The 20576-nt window shown below is 38.0% G+C and carries 21 protein-coding genes; 15 read left to right on the forward strand and 6 right to left on the reverse strand.

What is annotated here, in order from left to right:
* Positions 1 to 10: 10 nt before the first annotated feature.
* Both xseB and xseA read right to left on the reverse strand, forming a co-directional pair.
* Positions 11 to 205, reverse strand: a complete 195-nt coding sequence (gene xseB / locus H4K35_RS12580) for an exodeoxyribonuclease VII small subunit (RefSeq protein ID WP_182628318.1) — start codon at positions 203 to 205, stop codon at positions 11 to 13.
* Entirely contained in the window at positions 166 to 1653 is a 1488-nt protein-coding gene (xseA, locus tag H4K35_RS12585; protein WP_182628319.1) for an exodeoxyribonuclease VII large subunit, read from the reverse strand. The genes xseB and xseA overlap by 40 nt, the downstream gene beginning before the upstream one ends.
* Positions 1654 to 1830: 177 nt before the next feature.
* Between xseA and dut the strand changes: the two genes are divergently transcribed.
* From dut to H4K35_RS12615, 6 genes are all read left to right on the forward strand, one after another.
* Positions 1831 to 2268, forward strand: coding sequence for a dUTP diphosphatase (dut, locus tag H4K35_RS12590; protein WP_182628320.1), 438 nt, complete (start codon positions 1831 to 1833; stop codon positions 2266 to 2268).
* A 27-nt stretch (positions 2269 to 2295) separates the two neighbouring features.
* Positions 2296 to 3306 (forward strand): sugar phosphate nucleotidyltransferase, encoded by a 1011-nt coding sequence (locus H4K35_RS12595; protein WP_182628321.1) that lies wholly within the window; start codon positions 2296 to 2298, stop codon positions 3304 to 3306.
* Between the two features lie 85 nt (positions 3307 to 3391).
* Complete coding sequence (locus tag H4K35_RS12600) at positions 3392 to 4168, forward strand: DUF4292 domain-containing protein (protein ID WP_182628322.1); 777 nt, start codon at positions 3392 to 3394, stop codon at positions 4166 to 4168.
* 40 nt (positions 4169 to 4208) lie between these two features.
* Entirely contained in the window at positions 4209 to 5468 is a 1260-nt protein-coding gene (locus H4K35_RS12605; RefSeq protein ID WP_182628323.1) for a murein hydrolase activator EnvC, read from the forward strand.
* A gap of 15 nt (positions 5469 to 5483) precedes the next feature.
* On the forward strand, positions 5484 to 6005 hold the full coding sequence (locus H4K35_RS12610) for a 3-hydroxyanthranilate 3,4-dioxygenase (protein WP_182628324.1): 522 nt from the start codon (positions 5484 to 5486) through the stop codon (positions 6003 to 6005).
* 247 nt (positions 6006 to 6252) lie between these two features.
* Positions 6253 to 7800, forward strand: a complete 1548-nt coding sequence (locus H4K35_RS12615) for an aldehyde dehydrogenase family protein (RefSeq protein WP_182628325.1) — start codon at positions 6253 to 6255, stop codon at positions 7798 to 7800.
* A gap of 67 nt (positions 7801 to 7867) precedes the next feature.
* Here the strand turns inward: H4K35_RS12615 and H4K35_RS12620 are convergent, their stop codons facing one another.
* The 3 genes from H4K35_RS12620 to H4K35_RS12630 are packed head-to-tail and all read right to left on the reverse strand — an operon-like array spanning position 7868 to position 10341.
* On the reverse strand, positions 7868 to 8425 hold the full coding sequence (locus H4K35_RS12620) for a DUF3575 domain-containing protein (RefSeq protein ID WP_182628326.1): 558 nt from the start codon (positions 8423 to 8425) through the stop codon (positions 7868 to 7870).
* Positions 8426 to 8465: 40 nt separating this feature from the next.
* Positions 8466 to 9200 carry a metallophosphoesterase family protein gene (locus tag H4K35_RS12625; RefSeq protein ID WP_182628327.1) on the reverse strand — a complete coding sequence of 245 codons (735 nt, stop codon included), beginning with the start codon at positions 9198 to 9200 and terminating at the stop codon, positions 8466 to 8468.
* Positions 9193 to 10341, reverse strand: coding sequence for a DUF5929 domain-containing protein (locus H4K35_RS12630; protein ID WP_182628328.1), 1149 nt, complete (start codon positions 10339 to 10341; stop codon positions 9193 to 9195). The genes H4K35_RS12625 and H4K35_RS12630 overlap by 8 nt, the downstream gene beginning before the upstream one ends.
* A 167-nt stretch (positions 10342 to 10508) precedes the next feature.
* Between H4K35_RS12630 and H4K35_RS12635 the strand changes: the two genes are divergently transcribed.
* The 8 genes from H4K35_RS12635 (at position 10509) to H4K35_RS12670 (ending at position 19524) form a co-directional block, all read left to right on the forward strand.
* A complete protein-coding gene (locus H4K35_RS12635) occupies positions 10509 to 11513 on the forward strand; it encodes a MoxR family ATPase (protein WP_182628329.1) in 1005 nt (334 codons plus the stop codon).
* Between the two features lie 83 nt (positions 11514 to 11596).
* On the forward strand, positions 11597 to 12460 hold the full coding sequence (locus tag H4K35_RS12640) for a DUF58 domain-containing protein (protein WP_182628330.1): 864 nt from the start codon (positions 11597 to 11599) through the stop codon (positions 12458 to 12460).
* A 1-nt stretch (position 12461) separates the two neighbouring features.
* A complete protein-coding gene (locus H4K35_RS12645) occupies positions 12462 to 14093 on the forward strand; it encodes a hypothetical protein (RefSeq protein ID WP_182628331.1) in 1632 nt (543 codons plus the stop codon).
* Positions 14094 to 14095: 2 nt separating this feature from the next.
* Entirely contained in the window at positions 14096 to 15097 is a 1002-nt protein-coding gene (locus H4K35_RS12650) for a VWA domain-containing protein (protein ID WP_182628332.1), read from the forward strand.
* A gap of 7 nt (positions 15098 to 15104) precedes the next feature.
* Complete coding sequence (locus H4K35_RS12655) at positions 15105 to 16136, forward strand: VWA domain-containing protein (protein WP_182628333.1); 1032 nt, start codon at positions 15105 to 15107, stop codon at positions 16134 to 16136.
* The gene (locus tag H4K35_RS12660; RefSeq protein ID WP_255492467.1) at positions 16123 to 16989 is read left to right on the forward strand and encodes a tetratricopeptide repeat protein; all 867 of its coding nucleotides are present in this window, start codon (positions 16123 to 16125) and stop codon (positions 16987 to 16989) included. Before H4K35_RS12655 ends, H4K35_RS12660 begins: the two co-directional genes overlap by 14 nt.
* Before the next feature lie 10 nt (positions 16990 to 16999).
* Positions 17000 to 18763, forward strand: coding sequence for a BatD family protein (locus H4K35_RS12665; protein WP_182628334.1), 1764 nt, complete (start codon positions 17000 to 17002; stop codon positions 18761 to 18763).
* The gene (locus tag H4K35_RS12670; RefSeq protein WP_182628335.1) at positions 18763 to 19524 is read left to right on the forward strand and encodes a tetratricopeptide repeat protein; all 762 of its coding nucleotides are present in this window, start codon (positions 18763 to 18765) and stop codon (positions 19522 to 19524) included. The genes H4K35_RS12665 and H4K35_RS12670 overlap by 1 nt, the downstream gene beginning before the upstream one ends.
* On the opposite strand, the gene H4K35_RS12675 is transcribed toward H4K35_RS12670, so the two are convergent.
* A complete protein-coding gene (locus H4K35_RS12675) occupies positions 19521 to 20060 on the reverse strand; it encodes a CvpA family protein (protein ID WP_182628336.1) in 540 nt (179 codons plus the stop codon). The two genes, H4K35_RS12670 and H4K35_RS12675, sit on opposite strands and share 4 nt — an antisense overlap.
* Positions 20061 to 20155: 95 nt before the next feature.
* Between H4K35_RS12675 and H4K35_RS12680 the strand changes: the two genes are divergently transcribed.
* Entirely contained in the window at positions 20156 to 20512 is a 357-nt protein-coding gene (locus H4K35_RS12680; protein ID WP_182628337.1) for a hypothetical protein, read from the forward strand.
* Positions 20513 to 20576 lie beyond the last annotated feature (64 nt).

Raw genomic sequence — 20576 nt, forward strand, 5'->3', positions numbered from 1 at the left:
CGAACCTTTTTTATTGCTCCAATTTGTGTATAATCTTCTCTATTTTCTCTTCTGTGGCCATTAATTTCTTCTTGCAAAAGACAATCAACTGAGAAGCGCGTTCCACCTTTTCAGCTAGTTCATCCACAGTAACTTCGTCGTTTTTTAGGGCAGTTAGAATTTGATCTAATTCGTCTGCTGCTCGTTCATAAGTAAGTTTTTCCATTGTTCAATTTCTTCTATGCTTCCTATCACTATGCGATAGGTTTTGTTATATATCATTACATCCACTGTATCTCCAGTTGACAAGGGCGTACTAGCGTGCAGCACTTTCCCTTGATGGCGAACCACAGCAAATCCTTTTTTCAACAGATGCTCAAGATTGTAAAGGGATAAAATTTCTTCCATCTGCACAAGCGTTGCTTTTGATTGGGCGAGTTTATAGCGCAAACGAGCGACAATCATCTCTTGTGTACTACCCATTTTTTGTTGTTCCAGTCCTAGGTTTTGCTTTGCCCATAGCGCCAAGCGAGTTGATCGGTCTTTGAGTTCGTTTTTTCGTTTCTTTACCTGTGTATGTACCTCGGTTTCAATTGCCAATTCAACAAAGCGCAAGTCACTGGCTGACCGTTGTATCAGTTGTTTAATCACATAGTCTAGTTCCGTTGTCTGCCCATCTAAATAAGATTGACTTTCACTTATTCTAAATTTGCTGATTCGACCGACATTATCTTCTAGTTGTGCCAATTTGGAGGTATGCTGTTTCAGAATACGCGCAGTATAATCAAGTAAAGCCTGTGTGCCTTGTGCAATTGACATGGCAAACTCAAAGGCCAAAGAAAGAATAAAAGAAGCCACAGCACTTGGCGTTTTAAAAGCAGTATGCGCGACATCATCAGCCACGGTACGATCGGTTTCATGTCCAATACCCGTAAAAACGGCAAAGGGCATTTGCGCTATTTTTTCAGCAACCTGAATAGCGTTAAAAACATCCAAATCAAATTTAGATCCGCCTCCACGAATAATGACTACCGCATCAAAATCACCTTTAGAAACAACCTCCAACTGTCGCAGTAAACTAGTCACAGCGCCTTCTCCTTGTACTTGGGTATCGTAACAGGTCAACACAAACGAAAAATGATGTGGATTTTGCTCCAAATGCTGTACAAAATCCTCGTATCCCGAAGTGCCTACTGAAGCGACTACCGCAATATGTTGAATGACCAACGGATGGGATCGACCCTTATTGAGTGAAAGCAATCCTCTTTGGTCCAACTGCAGTAAGGTTTGTTGCTTTTTTCGTTCAATTTCCCCTAAACTAAATGCATAATCTACGTGAATCACCTGCAGAGAGAATCCGTAAACAGGATGAAAAATCGCTTCGCCATAGCATAAGATTTCTGCACCTTCTTTGACTACTTTTTCTAAATCCTCTCCTCCTTCGATGACACAGCGCTCAACATGCCTGCTCCAAATTGTCGCCCGACATTTTGCCAATACCTGATCCTCAACTTGTTCTACTAATTCTAAATAATAGTGTCCCTTGCGATCCTTGTTTACTTTGAGCACTTCTACTTTTACCCAAAAGAATTTCCCTAGCATGAGTTCATCAAAAACCTGCTGTACTCGATTGAGAATCGCGTGTAAGGAAAATATTTTTCGGTTGTCTTGCATAAGGGAAATAAAAACGAAAGTACAAAATTTTATAGGACTTAACTTCCTTTTTACAATTTCCTTGGCCAATAACCAAGTGCTTTTATTCGGCCAATCTTAGGTGGAAAACTCACTCATCACAAGCTAATTGTCAGAACAAACCGTTATCTTTGTCGCCATATTTTTAATACTATTTTTATGACAGCAGTAAAAATTATAAATAAATCAAACCACGCTTTGCCTCATTATGAAACTTCACAATCGGCTGGTATGGACCTACGAGCGAATCTGTCGGCACCCATAACGCTGAACAGTTTGGAGAGAGCAATCGTGCCGACTGGACTTTTTATTGAATTACCTGAGGGATACGAAGCACAAATTAGGCCTCGAAGTGGTTTAGCTGCAAAGAAGGGAATTACTTTATTGAATTCTCCTGGAACAATTGATGCAGATTACCGAGGAGAAATTGGTATTATTCTCGTAAATTTATCAAATGAGCCTTTTGTTATTGAAAATGGAGAGCGCATAGCGCAGATGGTCATAGCAAAATACGAGCAAATCCAATGGGAAAACACGGAAGTTCTTTCTGAAACAGAACGTGGCGCTGGTGGATTTGGCAGTACTGGAATAAAATAAGAATAAATTAAGCTTGATATAAACAAAATGAGAATCATTGTACCTATGGCTGGACGTGGATCACGTTTACGCCCCCATACCCTTACTACGCCTAAACCTTTAATTCCGATCGCAGGAAAACCAATCGTACACCGCTTGGTGGAAGATATTGCGAAAGTACTACAAGATAAAATTGAAGAAATTGCATTCATCATACACGAAAGCTTTGGTAAGCAAACTGAAAAAGACCTGATTGCCATCGCTGAAAAATTAGGTGCAAAAGGAACTATATGCTATCAAAATGAGGCTTTGGGAACCGCACACGCCATTTTATGTGCGAAGGAAAGTATGACAGGACCTATCGTCGTGGCTTATGCTGATACCTTATTCCGCGCTGATTTTAATCTAGACAAGACTGCAGATAGCGTTATTTGGGTGAAACAAGTGGAAGATCCTAGTGCGTTTGGCGTGGTACAATTAAACGACAAAAATGAAATCGTCGATTTCGTAGAAAAACCAGCTACTTTTGTTTCCGATCTTGCTATTATTGGGATTTACTACTTTAAAAGCGGAGAAACCTTGCGCAAAGAATTGGAATATTTGTTGGATAACAACATTATTAAAGGAGGTGAATATCAATTAACCGATGCCTTAGAGAATATGAAACAAAAAGGCATGCGCTTTGTTCCAGGTACCGTAGCAGAGTGGATGGACTGCGGAAACAAAGACGTAACAGTTGATACCAACAATAGAATGTTGAACTTCTTAGAAGCTGAAAACGCCAACTATGTGTCGGCTTCAGTTCAATTGGAAAACAGTACAATTATCCCACCTTGCTATATTGGTGATCACGTTGTATTAAAAAATGCAACCATAGGCCCCAATGTTTCCTTAGGCGATCATTCTGTAGTTGAACACGCAACAATAAAAAATAGCTTGATCCAAACAAATGCCTACATTGCTCATGCAAACTTAGACAATGCCATGATTGGTAATCACGCAAAATACAATGGCAATCACACCAATATTAGCCTTGGAGATTATTCCGTTTTAGACTAAAAAATATTAAATCCGTTTTAAATTTCTTTAAAACGGATTTTTTTTATCTATATTCGATTAACAAATCACAAGACTTACAGATAATATGAGAAAAATTGCATTGATATTCCTAACGAGTATACTGTTTATCGGTTGTAAAAAAGGAGGCGAAGGATTTCTCTTGCGTGAAGCAGATGCGAAAAAGGAAAAAACAGCTTTAGTGGTCTTGAACGATCACGCAAAAAATGCACAACAATTCCAAACTGCCTTTCTTCAAGGAAGCGCGCAATATAAAGATCGTTACGAAAATAGAAAAGTGGGGATTGAAGTATTAATCGAAAAAGACAAGCAGATTCAGATCAATATTCGCTACGCGGATATTCTGATTTTCAAATCACTGATTACCCCAGAACAGGTACAGTACTACAACAAACTAGATGAAACGGCATTCCAAGGCGGATTTGATGTTTTAACGCGATTTGTAGGAACAGATATCAATTTTAATCGCTTACAAAACTTGCTCTTAGGTCAAGTCTTAGACAGTCAAGAAAGCAAAGCATTTATTGCAACAATTGAGGATGGTCTACACAAATTGAGCACTTTAGAACAAGAAGAACTCCAGTCTACTTACTTTTTCGAGGACGAAAATAGTTTACTGAAGAAGGAGGCGATTGAAGAACGCGATTCAAATCGAAAAGTAACAATTTCCTATCCAGGATATCAAAAAATCAAGCAATTTATTGTACCTACGGAAGTAAATATTTTAGCAGAAGAAGGAGAAAAAACCATAAATTTGGATATTCGTTATAGAAAAGTTTCATTTAACGAAGATTTACATCTAAATTATAGTGTTCCAAAAGGATACAAAATGATTAAATTGTAAAAAAATCCGTAATATTGTATGGCTTAAGAAGTACACCGCTATGAAGAAAACCTACTGCTCTATATTGTTCATTTTAATGGCATTACCTATGTGTGCCCAGCAGAAAGAGACGCAAGAACAGTTAGAGCGCAGAAAACAACAGATTATCATTGAGATTAAGTCTGTTCAGCAACTCCTTCATAGAGAGCAGACCAAGGAGCGCAATATTTTGGCGGAAATTGAAGAGATCAATCGCAAGGTTACCTTAAACAAGCAATTGATCAACAACGTGCGCAAGCAGATTAACATCACCAACAATACCATAGCCATCAATCAAAAAGAAGCAAATGCCTTAGCAAAAGAGCTAGAGCAATTGAAAAAAGATTATGCGCAAACCATTGTAAAAGCGTACAAGAGTCGTTCGAATCAAAGTAAAATGATGTTTATTCTGTCGTCTGAAAACTTTTTTCAGGCGTACAAACGCGTGCAGTACCTCAAGCAATACGCAGATTTCAGAAAACAACAAGGAGAAGAACTCAAGGAAAAAACAGTTCTTTTAAAAGAAGCCTTAGCTAAGTTAGAAGTTGAAAAAGAAAAACAACGCAAGCTTTTAGCAGAACAACAAGCCAACGAAAAGGCCCTTCAACAAGATTTAACTGCACAACAAGATCTTGTGTCCATAGTTAAAAAGGATCAGAAAAAGTTCAATGAACAGATCAAGAAAAAACAAGACGAGACAAAAGCGATTGATCGCAAAATAAAACAGTTGATTCGCGAAGCGATTGAGGAGGCGAACCGCAAAGCGAGAGAAGCTGCGGCAAAAGCAGGTAAATCTACAACAAAATCTACAGCAACAACGGCTGCCGCTGCTACCTTCGAACTAACACCAGAGGGTAAATTAGTAGCTGATAACTTCAAAGCCAATCGCGGTAAACTACCTTGGCCTGTAGAAAAAGGATATATTTCTTTGGCTTATGGCGACCAGCCTCACCCTGTGCAAACTCATTTGACGATTCACAACAGTGGAGTGGAAATTACCACAGAATCTAACGCAAAAGCGAGAGCTATTTTCGAAGGCGAAGTCCTACAAGTACAAGTGTTGTCCGGCGGAAATAAAGCAGTCTTAATTCAACATGGGGATTATATAACAGTTTACCAAAATTTGCGTGATGTAACGGTACAGAAAGGAGATAAAGTAAGTCTCAAGCAAACGATCGGAACAATTAACACCAACAGCACTGGAAAAACTGTTTTAAAATTCTTACTTTCGCACAACTCCAATATTGACAACCCTCAAAATTGGTTGAGTAGAAGTAACTAAACGCATTTTTATCCTATGAGTAATGCCGTAGCCTTTAATCTTTTACAGTGGGTCAGCGAAAATAAAGACCTACTGAAACCACCTGTATCCAATAAAAGTCTCTTTGTCGATGCCAAAGACTATATCATCATGGTGGTTGGAGGACCTAACAACCGAAAAGATTTCCACTACAATGAGAATGAGGAATTTTTCTTTCAACTGGAAGGAACGATCTATATTGACATTCAAGAAGATGGAGAGAGAAAGCGCATTACCTTAAATCCGGGTGACATTTTTTTATTGCCAGCCAAAATGCCCCATTCTCCCATTCGAACAGCTAATTCCGTAGGTTTAGTTGTAGAGACCAAACGCAAAGATCCTCATGCAAAAGATGGCTTGATTTGGTATTGTGAAAACTGCAACGAGAAATTATACGAAGTATACTTTGAATTGACCGATATAGAAAAAGATTTTTTACCCCATTTTAAAGCGTTTTACAGTTCAGAAGAACTGCGCACATGCGCCCATTGCGCCTGTGTAATGGACCCCGTTTCATAGGGGCTATATCCCTCGTAAAAACGACAAAAAAACAGTCGCTTTTTTTTTGGTAAGCGAATCTTTTCCCTTAAACTAACAACCTAATTAGATTTTCACAATTAGCACAAAATAAAAGTTGCATTTATTTCAAATATTTGTCAACAACTTAATAATATAGCAAAATGAAGTGTTTTTATTAACACCTCTTTGCTAAAATTATTTTTATATCTTAGCGAAGAACTATCTTATAAACTATAAAAGAAGAATAATGGCAACAACAAATGACCAATTTGGAATTTTGGATGCGATGAAGCATTTAGGACTTGAAGAGGTAAACAACGGAACTTCAACAGGTTTAAACTCATTTTCTAACGGAAGAATTATCGAATCATACTCGCCTGCAACTGGTGAATTAATAGGAAAAGTAAAGGCTACAACGGCAGAAGATTACGAAAAAGTAATGCAAACAGCACAAGAGGCTTATAAATCTTGGAAATTAGTTCCTGCACCGAAAAGAGGAGAAATCGTTCGTCAAATCGGAGAAGAATTACGCAACAATAAAGAACACCTTGGAAAACTTGTTTCTTATGAAATGGGTAAAAGTTTACAAGAAGGTTTAGGTGAGGTTCAAGAAATGATCGATATCTGTGATTTCGCAGTGGGATTATCACGTCAGTTATACGGTTTAACAATGCACTCTGAAAGACCAATGCACAGAATGTATGAGCAATGGCATCCAATTGGAATTGTAGGTATTATTTCTGCTTTCAACTTCCCTGTGGCTGTATGGAGCTGGAATACAATGATTGCTTGGGTTTGTGGAGATGTATGTGTATGGAAACCAAGTTCAAAAACACCTTTATGTGCCGTGGCTTGTCAAAACATCATTGCTAAAGTGTTCAAAGCAAACGATATACAAGAAGGAGTTTGTAACTTAGTAATTGGAAATGAATGTGGAGATTTAATGAATAACGACCACAGAATTCCATTAGTATCTTTCACAGGATCAACGCGTATTGGACGTCACGTATCTAAAACAGTGGCTGAGCGTTTCGGAAATACGATCTTAGAATTAGGAGGAAACAACGCAATCATCGTTTCTGAACATGCAGACATCAACATGGTATTAGTTGGAGCTGTATTCGGAGCAGTTGGTACTGCAGGACAACGTTGTACGTCTACTCGTCGTTTAATTATACACGAAAGTGTATACGATAAAACAATCCAAGTATTGCAAAGCGCATACGCTCAATTGAAAATTGGAAACCCATTAGACGCTACAAATCACGTAGGTCCACTTATCGATAAAGGAGCTGTTCAAGATTACTTAAACGCAATTGAGCAAGCTAAAAAAGAAGGTGGAAAAATCATCGTGGAAGGTGGTGTAGTAGAAGGAGCTGGATATGAGAGTGGTTGTTATGTAAAACCGTGTATTATTGAAGCAAAAAATGAATTTGATATCGTTCAAGCAGAGACATTCGCTCCTATTTTATACGTGATGAAATACAGCACAATCGAAGAAGCAATTGACATGCAAAATGGCGTGCCTCAAGGACTGTCTTCTTCAATCTTTACAAACAGCATGCGCGAAATGGAATTATTCCTTTCTCATGCAGGTTCTGATTGTGGAATTGCTAACGTTAATATTGGTACTTCAGGTGCTGAAATTGGTGGAGCTTTTGGAGGTGAAAAAGAAACAGGTGGAGGACGTGAGTCTGGATCTGATGCTTGGAAAGCTTACATGAGAAGACAAACCAATACAATTAACTACGGAAGTCAACTTCCATTAGCTCAAGGCATTAAATTTGATTTTTAATCTAATATAGCTACAAAAAAAAGACGTCAAATTGACGTCTTTTTTTTATATATTTTCTTTGATCTGCTTAAAAGCGATACCCAATCATCACACCTGCATTGAATTCAATAGCAGAAAAACGATCGTTAACTTCGCTACTAAAGTTTCTGGCAATATTTGCAAAAGGCTCAATCGCAAAAGAATCACCCATTGTCCATTTGTATCCTACTCCGATTCCCACAATAAAGCTGTTCATATCTGTTTTTACACGACGAACATCATCCAACTCCGCAACATACTTATCTTCTTTAAAATTACCAAAGCGGTACTTTAAAAAAGGGGAAACGGAATATCCACTTCCATTGGCACCATTATTCCCGCCAAAGTAATATTTATAATTCAAGGCTACACTTGTCGTATTGAACTTTTGGTCTTTAGCTTTGCTCTCGTGGTAATAAGAAAAGCGATCCATAAAGTGAACATCTACCCCTATGGACTGATTGAGATCAATAAAATGTTCATATCCCACTTCTACAGAAGGGACAACAATCGTATTAAGAATATTGATCTTTACTTCATTCACAGCTTGTGCTTTTGCACCGAGTATTCCACCGATTAAAAAAGCAATTGCGACTATTTTTTTCATTTGTTCTAAACTTTTACTTGCAAATATATAATATTTTACCCTATTTGTGATTTCGTCCTTCCTCCATTGGATATAAATCTGCGAGGCGATCACTTTGCCAATAGGCTTTGGTGTCTACATCCATAAGGCTGATTTTACCAAAGAAAGCAGCGCCAGTGTCTATATTCCATACGTTAGCGAAATTAACAGGCACATCAAACCCAAAATGCGTAACTGGGGTATGACCGATAAAAATTTCGTTGTGAAATTGCAATCGCCTAGGGTATAGTGGATGATCTTTATCTAGGTTGGGATCCATGGCCATGACCATTTCCCACAAGGTGCGATCCCAGTAGAGGTATTCTTCAAAAAACTCAGCTTCTATTCCTCTAGGGTTGGTAAAACCAGCATGGACAAACAAGCGATTTTCCTGGTCGATATAATAATTTTGAAGGCGCTGAAAAAAAGCCAGGTGGAGTTCCAATTTTTCCGCTGTAAGTTGCTTATATGCTTTTACAGACGAATCTCCTCCATTTTTAAACCACTGAGGATTCTCCTGTCTAGTCAGCATCCATTGGGTCAGTAAACTCTCGTGATTTCCCCTTAAAAAAATACAGCTATGCGTTTGCTCTAACTGAAGCAAAAAATCGACTACTTTATCGGGTTCAGACCATCCATCTACATAATCACCTAAAAAAATTAACTGATCCGCTGTTGTTACGTTAGCTCGCTCAAAAAGTTGGATTAACCCTTTATAACCCCCGTGTATATCACCAACAACCAATGTTCTACTCATAAGATTCTGTTTCGTATTTAAGCTTTCGCAAGATACGCATAACTTGTTTAAAGCCGATAAACAACTCGGGGTCATTCGCGAACTTTAAATAATCTTTAACCTCAATTAGTTGCTCCTTCGCTTGCTCGAAACCATTGAGGTAACAGAGCATCATATTGTAACACAATTTGTTCAAAACGCGTTCCTCTTTATTGGTTAATCGCTCGCCTTGCTTTAATTTATTCATTACTTTGACACTATTTCGGTAGATATGTCCTAGAATATTTTCATTGTACTTCGGCGGTTCAAAGAGCATTTTACTCTCCATATCATAGCTGCCATTGTCGTAAAAAACCAAGCGCACCTCCTCGAATGGATAATAACTCGTGCCGTCGTTTAACCCCAAATTGAGATACTCTGTGAGCACAAAGGATTCGGTGTCGTAAAATAGGGTTACTACATCTAAAGAGGAGTAAAACAGTTTAATTTGCTCATTGACAAATTCAATATCCATACGCGAGTAAAAAGGAATCCCGCGAATAGTTGTTTTTTTGCCTACCCAACAGATTACAAATTGCTCTTTAAACACTTTGTAATTGGCATGCATTTCTTTAGATGACTGCATCATATAGCGCACCACACTGTCGAGAACGTCTTTTAAATTATTTTGGGAGCTTTTTTCAATACTCTCCACATCGCTCTTATTGCCGTTGTAAATAAGTACATCATTAGGTACTGAAGTACTGCCAACGCGCGAGAAATACGTGCCTTCTACAATCTCTCCTATACTTCGCTTGAAGGTTGTTAGCGCTGCATTTGGCGATATTGTCACTAAGCCAATTACCTTGTCCTCCGCCAAATCAGTAAATGTCACATTGTCGTAGGTAATACTCGGTGGATTGGCAAAATACGCATTGACTAAGTTTTGAATTTTGCTATCATCATAAAAATCAACTCCAACCAATTCATTGGCATTATCTTCCACACCAACGATAATAAAGGAATTATTTTCGGGATTTGAGTTAGATAAAGCACAAATATGCTTCAAAAATTTTGCTTTCCCCGATTTGGTATGTAAATTTAGCTGCCGTTTCTTATCATAGAAACTATTCTCATCATATTGGGCTAATAGGTTTTTAATAAGTAATCGCTTATTAATCATAGCAAATTATTTTTTGTTCTTAAAATTATAAAAAGAAACCCATAAATCATGCCCAAATATGGAACACCCACTTTAGATTTAACCATCTATTAACAACTTTGTAGCGAATATTTTTTGAATTTGCATGAATAATTAAATGAGCGATATTTTCAGACAAAACTTTTATTATGGAAACACCCGGATCAAATTACGATATTCGAGAATTAAATGAACTAATAGAAAGAGAAAGTGCCTTTATTGACATCTTGACGATGGAGATGAACAAAGCGATTGTAGGTCAAAAGCACATGATTGATCGATTACTAATTGGATTACTAGGACAAGGACACATTTTACTTGAAGGTGTACCAGGGTTAGCTAAAACACTCGCGATAAACACTTTATCTAAGGCAGTAGATGGATCGTTTAATCGAATTCAGTTTACGCCAGATTTACTCCCTGCCGATGTCATAGGTACGATGATTTATAACGTAAAAGAAAACGACTTTTCCATTCGAAAAGGTCCAATTTTCGCGAATTTCATCTTAGCGGATGAGATCAACCGTGCTCCGGCAAAAGTACAATCTGCGCTTTTAGAGGCGATGCAGGAAAAACAAGTGACCATTAGTGATACGACGTATCCCTTGGACAAACCGTTCTTGGTTATGGCCACACAAAACCCCGTAGAACAAGAGGGAACCTACCCATTACCGGAGGCTCAAATGGACCGTTTCATGCTAAAAACGGTTATCGATTATCCAAAGTTGGAGGAAGAACGCCTTGTAATTCGCCAAAACTTAGCTGGAGAAAGACAAACGATTCATCCCGTAGTTACTTTGGATCAGATTAAGCGCGCGCAAGATGCAGTGAAAAAGGTGTATATGGATGAAAAAATCGAAAAATATATACTCGATATTATTTTTGCAACGCGATACCCAGAACAATTCAAATTGGAGAAACTAAAACCATTGATCAGTTTTGGTGCATCTCCACGTGGAAGTATCAACTTAGCTACTGCAGCGAAGTGCTATGCATTTATCAAACGCAGAGGTTATGTGATTCCTGAAGATGTTCGTGCCGTAGTTATTGACGTATTGCGTCACCGTATTGGAGTGACTTACGAAGCAGAAGCAGAAAGTATTACCTCTGTAGATATCATCAATCAAATTGTAAACGAAATAGAAGTGCCATAGTGGATTTCCACTGTCAGTCGATCCCTATTATGGAGGGATTATTCCCTTTTGGGCACTAATTATTTTTGAATAATTCTTTTACAATGGAAACCAAAGAGATTTTAAAAAAGGTAAAAAAGATTGAGATCAAAACCAAGCGTTTAAGTGATCATATTTTTTCTGGGGAGTACCACACTTCCTTTAAGGGACGTGGTATGACTTTTTCTGAAGTGCGACAGTATCAATTTGGCGACGATGTTCGCGCCATCGATTGGAATGTTACTGCGCGCTATAACGAGCCTTATATCAAAGTTTTTGAAGAAGAACGAGAACTGACACTCATGCTTTTAGTGGATATCAGCGGATCGGGAAATTTTGGTTCAACAGATACGTTCAAACAAGAAATAATCACAGAAATAGCTGCAACATTGGCTTTTTCGGCAACCCAAAATAACGATAAGATTGGCCTTATTCTGTTTTCGGATCAAATTGAATTATTCGTTCCTCCTAAAAAAGGAAAAACGCATGTTTTGCGCATTATTAGAGAACTCATTGAGTTCAAACCCAAGAGTCAACAGACCGATCTTGCCATGGCCTTGTCGTATCTGTCTAAAGTAATCAAGAAAAAAGCCATTGTTTTTGTCTTGTCTGATTTTATTACGCCTCCTTACGAGAGCACCTTAAAAATATCAGCCAAGAAACACGACATTACAGGCATTCGCTTGTATGATGAACGAGAAAAAGAACTCCCTAATGTTGGGTTAATCAATGTGTATGATGCAGAGAGCAAACAAGAACAGATGATTAATACAGGCAGCAAAGAGGTGAGACAACAGTATACGGCTCATTTCCTCAAGCAAGAGGATCAATTCAAGAAAACCTTCTTAAAATGTGGTGCTGGTGTAATCAACATGCGTGTTGATGAGAGTTATGTAAAAAAATTATTAGGGTATTTCAAAGCTAGATAAAATGACACTGAATAAAACAACATACAATCTTTTAAGCGTCCTTATTCTTTTGTTATCTCCATCGTTGATGTTCGCTCAGTCACCGCTTGAAGCAAAAGTTGACACAACAAGTATCAAAATTGGAGAGCCTATACAATATACCATTCGAGCAATGGCATCAAAGCACAGCAAGGTGTTATTTCCCGAAACGAAAACACTCGGTCCATTAGAGATCTTAGACTCATATCCCGTTGATACCGTTGCAAAAGATGATGTAGTAACCTTGACCAAAAGATATGAATTGACGCAATTTGATGAGGGTAGTTTTACTATTCCTCAACTCCCTGTAATTATAGATGCAAAACTGTTTCAAACAGACTCTATTCGCATAGAAGTACAAAATGTAGCGGTTGACACCTTAAAAACACCGCTATACGACATTAAATCGATTTCCAAAAATGGCGCTGCACCTTCTACAAATTGGTACTACTTGGCCTTTTTAATTTTATCCATTATTATAGGAGTAATAGCCTATATCTTCATCAAGAGAAGACAGGACAAAAACCTAACAGAAGACGATAAATACAGTACGCCATTTGAAAAAGCGGTGACCAAGTTAAAAGAATTAGAAGAAAAACAGAACTGGACCCGAGGGAATGCTAAACCTTATTACTCTGAGATGACGGATATTGCGCGTGCTTTTATCGAAGACACTTTTGATATCTCTGCTCGTGAGTTAACGACTTTTGAAACAATTTCAATTTTAAAAAATACCTTGCGCGACAAGGATATTAAAATTGATCCAAAAATTATAAAAGAATTTAAACGCGTTTTAGATACAGCGGATTTAGTAAAGTTCGCAAAATCACAACCTGCAGACAATGAAATTGTAGCAGACACGTCAAATACGCAAAAAATCATCAACGAGATCAATGCTGCTTATCCTATTTCTGCAGCCACACAAACGGAGCGCATTCGATTAAGAGAAGAGCGTAAAAGAAAGAGAAAAAGACTGCGTTTGGGGATTCCCCTTATGCTTTCCGGAGCATTGATGTTGGTTATTGGTATTGTTTACCTTGTAAATAGTACGAGTGAGCGAAACCTAAACGTATTCACGTTCAACTCAAGTAAGCGTTTATTAAACCAAGAATGGATTACTAGTACCTATGGAAGTGGTGTTGGTTTAACCGTAAGCACTCCAGAAGTATTGATTCGTAAAAATGACCCAACGGTTGGCGATAGTGGAATTGACGGTATTGAAAGCATTCAACAATTCAAAGGAGGTGACCTAGGTGATCCTATCTTTATTACCTTGAGTACTATTCAAACTGGAAAAGACTTCAAATATTCTGAAGAAGAAATCATGGATCACTCACTCAAGTTAATCATTAAAAACCATACGGTAGATGGCATCGAAATTACCCATGAAAAATTCGAAAATGCCTCTGGATTAACAGGATTAAAGGCAAAAGGAAGCTTATTGCTCAAGTCGGAGAAAGGAAAAGACCAAAAGATTACTTTTGAAAGTGTATTGACGCATGAAAGTAAAACCGTACTGAATCAACTGTGGATTTTCCACAAAACAGAGGATCAATATGCAGATGCAATTAGCGAGAAGGTATTTGATTCCATGCAATACAAACAAGATAAGTAACTATGAGAAACGCAACCTTTTTAAACCCTGAATTCTTTTGGTTGTTTCTACTTTTACCTCTTGTTATTTTCATTTGGTATAGAAACAAAAAGAAACAAAAGCCAACACTAAAGTTAAGTTCAACGGCTCCTTTTCTGGGGCATTCGACTGTTTTAGTTCGCTTATTGCCTTTGTCTATTGTATTGAGAACACTGGCATTAAGTGCCCTAATTGTTGCTTTAGCTCGACCACAAGTCATTAGTGTTGACCATCAAATACATGCAACACATGGGATTGACATTGTTATGGCCATGGATATTTCCGGAAGTATGTTGGCGAAAGATTTAAAGCCTAACCGATTAGAAGCCCTAAAACACGTTGCTGGAGACTTCGTAGCTCAGCGCGTAGCGGATCGTATTGGCATTGTGATCTACGCAGCGGAGGCTTACACAAAGACACCCGTAACCAGTGACAAAACCCTATTGTTAAATTCATTGAGAGATATAAAGTATTCGGATGATTTACGAGATGGAACTGCCATTGGAGTTGGGTTAACAACGGCTATAAACCGCATTAAAACCAGTCCTGCCAAAAGTAAAGTAATCATTCTATTAACAGATGGTGTCAACAATACAGGAACCGTGGATCCTCTTATGGCCACGCAGATTGCGAAAGAATTTAAAATTAAAATATACACCATTGGTATAGGAACAAACGGATTGGCGGAATCGCCTGTGGGTATTCGTCCAAATGGCGAAATCATTTATGAAAAAATCCCTGTTGAACTCGATGAAGCACTAATGAAGACGATCGCTAAAGAAACGGGTGGTCAATATTTTAGAGCAACCAATACTGAAAGTCTTAAAAAAATATACGAGGAAATCAATCAACTAGAAAAGACCAAAATTGACGAGCAGAAGTACGTAAACACAGAGGAGAAATTCCGATTATTTGCCCTTCTAGCTTTTATTTTACTGGCATTAGATTTTATTCTAGGTAAAACCCTTTTTAGAGGATTTATTTAACAGCATTATGTGGGAATTAGATGACAAAAAATATTTTCTATTACTAATTGCAATTGCCGCTATTGCATTGCTCATTGTATGGGAAATACTGTGGAAGAAGAAAGTGCAAAAAACATTTGCAACGACTAAGGCCTTGCAAATACTAGCGCCAAATAGATCTGCGAACAAACCTATACTCAAAGCCTGTTTATACTTTGCCGCACTCATATGCCTAGTAATAGGATTAGTTAATCCTAAAATAGGCACGCGTGTTGTTACGGTAAAACGACAAGGGGTTGATATTGTATTTACCCTAGACGTATCTAAAAGTATGTTGGCACAAGATATGGCACCTGATCGCTTGGCGAAGATGAAGCAATTGACTTCGCAAATTATCAATAGCTTAGGCCCCGATCGAATTGGTATTGTTGGCTATGCAGGAAGCGCTTTTCCCATGCTTCCCATTACAACAGATCACTATGCCGCTAAAATGTATCTACAATCCATGAATACGGACATGGTTTCCTCTCAAGGAACCGCATTAGAGGATGCAATTCACGTGGCTAGTAACTACTTTGACAACCCGCGAACCAGCAAAGTGATGATCCTGATTTCCGATGGAGAAGATCACGGCGAGAATATCGATGCTGCAATTCAAATTGCCAAAGACAAAAACATTAAAATTATCACTATTGGGGTAGGAACGGAAAAAGGAGGACCAATTCCGATCCGCACAGCCAAAGGAATCGAATATAAACGAGATTGGGACAATGAAATTGTCATTACCAAATTAGATCCTTCTACCCTAAAACACATTGCTGATGCAACGGGTGGAAAGTATTTTTACGGATCAAACACACAAGAAATCGTAGACCTAATAACCAATGAACTCAATAAAATTGAGAAAACAGATTTCGAATCCCAACAAATTGCAGAATTTCAATCGCAATTTCAATGGTTTTTAGCCTTGGCCTTTCTATTAATTCTAATTGATTTATTTATTCTTGAACGTAAAACGAGTTGGATGAAGAAGTTAAATCTCTTCAATGAAAAAGAATAATGTTTATAGCTTGTACAAAATGAAAAATATATCTCTTACTTTCCTATTTCTATTTTTTGCTAGTTTGCCCTCATTTGGTCAATCTGCAGGTCGTGCTTTAACCGTAGGTAATGAATCCTATGAGCACAAGCAGTACAATCAATCGGAAGCTGCCTATCGCATTGCTTCTTCTAAGAGTGAAAAAAAGCAAACAGCAACCTATAATTTAGGTAATAGTTTACTTCGTCAAAAGCAGTATAAAGAAGCGATCTCTGCCTATAGCAGAGCCAGTAAAGAAGCCACAACAAAAGAGGCAAGACACAGCGCCTATCACAATTTAGGCAATGCCTATATGGCTGAAAAGAATTATAAAGCAGCAGAAGAAGCCTTTAAAAACGCCTTGAGAAACAATCCAAAAGATGATGAAACACGCTATAATTATGCCGTGGCTAAAAAATTAAATGAAGAAAATCCTCAAAACGACCAAAATCAGGATAATCAAGACAACAAGGATAATCAAGACAACAAGGATAATCAAGACAATAAGGATAATCAAGACAATAAGGATAATCAAGACAACAAGGATAACCAAGATCAGCAAAATAAAGATCAAAACCAGGATCAAAATAAAGACAACAAAGGAGATGATCAGCAAGATGACAACAAAGATCAAGGAGACAATAAAGAGAATAAGGATCAACAACAAAAGCCTACACCTCAACAGCAACAGAGTAAGGAGCAGATGGAGCGAATTTTAGATGCTGTGAATCGCGATGAGCAGGCTGTTCAACAACGATTAATCGACAAGAATAAAAAAGGCGACAAAAAAGCGGAGGCACAAGGAGTATCTTCACAACGCAAAAAAGACTGGTAAGCTTGATATTATGAGAACATTATACTTTTATATTGTATTAATTGGTGTCCTCTTCACCCAATCGTTAACGGCTCAAGTGAACTTCGAAGCGAGTGTGAACAAAGAACAAGTGCCTTTAAATGATGTGGTTCAGATTGAATTCACCATGAATAGTGATGGTGATAACTTTGCTCCACCGTCTTTTGATGCGTTTACTGTGGTTGGTGGTCCTAGTAGTTCGGTGAGTTATTCTTGGATTAATGGAAAGAAATCGTTTAAAAAATCATATTCCTATTTGTTACAGCCTAAGAAGAAAGGAAAATTCACCATTGGCAAAGCGAGCATTCAAATTGAAGGGGAAACGATAACAACAACTCCGATTACAATAACGGTAACTGATGCAGTAGAGCGACAAGATCCACGTCAACGCATGAGTCAAGTGCAACAAGGATCATTGGACAAGGTTCACTTGGTTGCTGAAGTATCCAAATCAAAACCTTTTATCAACGAACCGATTACCATTGTCTATAAGCTGTATTTTAATACTTCAGTTGGCGGTTATAGGGGGAATGAAATTCCGACCTATGACAAGTTCTGGACCTATAGTGTGGACATGCCACAACGCCCAGAATTGAAACAAGGAAAATACAAAGGGGAGCTTTATAACTATGTAGTCTTGAAGCAAGATATTATCATGGCTCAAGAAGTGGGAAAACAGGTCATCAAGCCTTTGTCATTAACAGTACAAGTTGAAGTGCCTACGGGTCGCAGAGATTTCTTTGGCTTTCCTGAATACGGTTTAATTGAAAAAGACTACACTACCCAAGCCATCACCATTGATGCGCAAGATTTACCACAAAAGGACAGACCTGCTAATTTCTCAGGTGGGGTGGGTGATTTTTCACTTAAAGTAACGCCCTCAACTCAAGAGCTCAAAGCAGGTGAACCATTATACCTAACAGTGGCCGTATCAGGTAAAGGAAATTTAAATCTCCTTACCCTTCCTACCCCACTTGCTCATTCTGCTTTAGAAGTATACGATCCCCAATATTCGGAAAAACTAACGCCAACCGCCTTGGGGTTACAGGGAAATCGCACCAACAAATACACGATTATACCGCAATATAAAGGCGAATACAACATCGAACCGATGGAGTTTTCATACTTTGATTTAGCGTCAAAACAATATAAAACGATCAAAACAGACACGATAAAAATCAATGTGCTGGAAGGACCTACTCTACCCACGCACAAAGAAATAGCTGGTGTAGATAGCTCGGATGATCAGGAGTTTTTCCAAAAAAACAAAACGGCATTGACTTTTGTAGAGCAAGAAAAAACGACGTATTGGAACACCTCATTATTTTATTTCTTCTTGTGTGCACCCCTAGTGGCAATTCCGCTATTTGTTCTGAGTAGTCGCATAGGTGCTGCCCGAGCAAATGACGTAGAAGGAAACCGATTGAGAAGAAATAATCGCTTAGCGAAGAAATACTTAGGTGAAGCGAAGAAACACCTGAATGACAAGGCGTTGTTCTATGAAGCGTTAGAGCGTTGTTTACACAACTTCTTGAAGGCCAAATTGAAAATGGAGACCAGCGAAATGAGCAATGATAACATTACGGAAATTTTGCAGGAAAAAGCCATTACACCAGAGGCTATTCAGTCGTTTATGAGCCTTAAAAACGCTTGTGAATGGGCGCGTTACACCCCAACAGAACAAGTGAATATTGCAAAAGATTACGAAACGGCAATTGATGTAATTGATCAATTGGAAAAACAATTTAAGTCCTAATGAGAAAGTTAACTTTATATCTTGTATTTGCTTTGTTTGGCCTAGGCACCTATGCACAAACAACGGATTGGCAAAAAGCTTTTGACAAAGTGAATGAAACTTTTCAAAAGGAACACTTTAAAGAAGCCATTGAAGGATACTTGACCCTAGCGAATTCATATGAAAACTCGCCAGAGTTGTACTATAACCTCGCCAATGCCTATTATAAATCGGGAGCTTATGTCGACGCAATCTATTACTATGAAAAGGCCTTACAATTGGCACCTAATATGCAAGAAGCCAAGACAAACCTCAATTTTGCGAAAGAGCACTTAGAAGACGATATCACTATCATTGAAGAATACGACAAAAAAGATATCGCCCATCAGACGTTGGGCAAACTATCCGTTGATGGTTGGGCCATTATAGCGACGTTGAGTAGTATAGCGTTATTGCTGTTCTTTATCGTGTATTACAAGACACACAACAGCAGGAGTAAGCGCATCCTATTCGTTGCTATGTTGCTAAGTGTTATAGTGGGTATTTCGAGTATATACGCTGCTGTTTTTGAAACGAATTATACAAAAAACGCCGAAATAGGCCTTGTATATTCAGCCAAAACAGCGCTAAAAGAAGACGCTAAAACTACCTCAACAACAGTCAGAGAACTCCACAAAGGAACCAAAGTCTATATGCTGGATCGCAAAGGGCTATGGATTAAGGTTCGCTTAGAAAATCAAGAAACGGGTTGGATAGACAAAGAAGCTATTCGCGAAATTTAAATAGACTCAGGCGTAGGTGTTTGCAAAACATCTACGCTTTTTTCAAATAAATAGGCAACCATTTGGAATAAACTAGGAAAAATATGCTCAGAAACAAACAAGTAGATTTGATAACTTTTTGCTTGATTCAAGGTTTCAGGCGATACGAGAATAAAAAAACTATTGATCTGATCAACGAGTGCATAGAGTAGGCTCATCACTAGAATAACGACGAATAGCTGAAAAATTGCTCCCAGCAAGCGATTGAACAAGCCTAAAAAAGCGGCCTCAAAAACTTTAGTTGCAATTTGCGCCGCTAACCGAACTACTAAAATTGCGAGGATAAAAGCGATCACAAAAGAAAAGACTGGTAAAAAACTAGATTCCCAACCCCATTGTTGCTGTAAAAAATCTTTCACTACATTGGAAAACTTTAAAGCCCCTATCGTCCCTATCAAAAGCGATAAAAAAGCAACAACGGACACAAAAAAACCCTTTTGTACTCCTTTAAACACACCAAAAGCCAGGGCTAAAACAACTAAAATATCTAATAGCATATCATCCACATTTAATAGTTCACTAAATTATTATTTTTTCTATAAAACTGCATCATTAGGAAATTGTATCTTTGTTTACTCAAACAAACAACAATATGGCAAGAGATGAACAATTAAAAAAGCGATGGGAAGATGTGGTACAAAAAATATCTACTCGCTTTGGCGATGGCGAAGTCCTCGACTTAGAATCAATCATCTATCTTATTGGAGTTCAGGAATTAGGTAAAATTAAAAAACGATATAAAAAAGACGAAAAAGTTAATTTAATGCATATCGCAATATGTCGCCTACTTGAGCCCTATGGATATTATGAATTCGATCACTATGACGACGATGGTTGGCCCCATTACAACGTGAAAGAACAATTACCTGCACTTCGCGCAGGGGAACAAAGTGTACTGATGAAGGAGGCCATCGTTCAGTACTTCTTAGAGTTAAAATATATTGATTAAAATGCGCATATATAAAAATTTAGCATGCTTTAAATTTTATGTCTAAATGAAAAGCAGTAAATTT

The organism is Myroides sp. NP-2 (genome assembly GCF_014145665.1).
Taxonomy (GTDB): domain Bacteria; phylum Bacteroidota; class Bacteroidia; order Flavobacteriales; family Flavobacteriaceae; genus Flavobacterium.

What these genes read in the sequence shown, in the direction of transcription:
- xseB (WP_182628318.1), bottom strand. Translation starts at nt 205, where the DNA reads ATGGAAAAACTTACTTATGAACGAGCAGCAGACGAATTAGATCAAATT.
- xseA (WP_182628319.1), bottom strand. Translation starts at nt 1,653, where the DNA reads ATGCAAGACAACCGAAAAATATTTTCCTTACACGCGATTCTCAATCGA.
- dut (WP_182628320.1), top strand. Translation starts at nt 1,831, where the DNA reads ATGACAGCAGTAAAAATTATAAATAAATCAAACCACGCTTTGCCTCAT.
- H4K35_RS12595 (WP_182628321.1), top strand. Translation starts at nt 2,296, where the DNA reads ATGAGAATCATTGTACCTATGGCTGGACGTGGATCACGTTTACGCCCC.
- H4K35_RS12600 (WP_182628322.1), top strand. Translation starts at nt 3,392, where the DNA reads ATGAGAAAAATTGCATTGATATTCCTAACGAGTATACTGTTTATCGGT.
- H4K35_RS12605 (WP_182628323.1), top strand. Translation starts at nt 4,209, where the DNA reads ATGAAGAAAACCTACTGCTCTATATTGTTCATTTTAATGGCATTACCT.
- H4K35_RS12610 (WP_182628324.1), top strand. Translation starts at nt 5,484, where the DNA reads ATGAGTAATGCCGTAGCCTTTAATCTTTTACAGTGGGTCAGCGAAAAT.
- H4K35_RS12615 (WP_182628325.1), top strand. Translation starts at nt 6,253, where the DNA reads ATGGCAACAACAAATGACCAATTTGGAATTTTGGATGCGATGAAGCAT.
- H4K35_RS12620 (WP_182628326.1), bottom strand. Translation starts at nt 8,425, where the DNA reads ATGAAAAAAATAGTCGCAATTGCTTTTTTAATCGGTGGAATACTCGGT.
- H4K35_RS12625 (WP_182628327.1), bottom strand. Translation starts at nt 9,200, where the DNA reads ATGAGTAGAACATTGGTTGTTGGTGATATACACGGGGGTTATAAAGGG.
- H4K35_RS12630 (WP_182628328.1), bottom strand. Translation starts at nt 10,341, where the DNA reads ATGATTAATAAGCGATTACTTATTAAAAACCTATTAGCCCAATATGAT.
- H4K35_RS12635 (WP_182628329.1), top strand. Translation starts at nt 10,509, where the DNA reads ATGGAAACACCCGGATCAAATTACGATATTCGAGAATTAAATGAACTA.
- H4K35_RS12640 (WP_182628330.1), top strand. Translation starts at nt 11,597, where the DNA reads ATGGAAACCAAAGAGATTTTAAAAAAGGTAAAAAAGATTGAGATCAAA.
- H4K35_RS12645 (WP_182628331.1), top strand. Translation starts at nt 12,462, where the DNA reads ATGACACTGAATAAAACAACATACAATCTTTTAAGCGTCCTTATTCTT.
- H4K35_RS12650 (WP_182628332.1), top strand. Translation starts at nt 14,096, where the DNA reads ATGAGAAACGCAACCTTTTTAAACCCTGAATTCTTTTGGTTGTTTCTA.
- H4K35_RS12655 (WP_182628333.1), top strand. Translation starts at nt 15,105, where the DNA reads ATGTGGGAATTAGATGACAAAAAATATTTTCTATTACTAATTGCAATT.
- H4K35_RS12660 (WP_255492467.1), top strand. Translation starts at nt 16,123, where the DNA reads ATGAAAAAGAATAATGTTTATAGCTTGTACAAAATGAAAAATATATCT.
- H4K35_RS12665 (WP_182628334.1), top strand. Translation starts at nt 17,000, where the DNA reads ATGAGAACATTATACTTTTATATTGTATTAATTGGTGTCCTCTTCACC.
- H4K35_RS12670 (WP_182628335.1), top strand. Translation starts at nt 18,763, where the DNA reads ATGAGAAAGTTAACTTTATATCTTGTATTTGCTTTGTTTGGCCTAGGC.
- H4K35_RS12675 (WP_182628336.1), bottom strand. Translation starts at nt 20,060, where the DNA reads ATGCTATTAGATATTTTAGTTGTTTTAGCCCTGGCTTTTGGTGTGTTT.
- H4K35_RS12680 (WP_182628337.1), top strand. Translation starts at nt 20,156, where the DNA reads ATGGCAAGAGATGAACAATTAAAAAAGCGATGGGAAGATGTGGTACAA.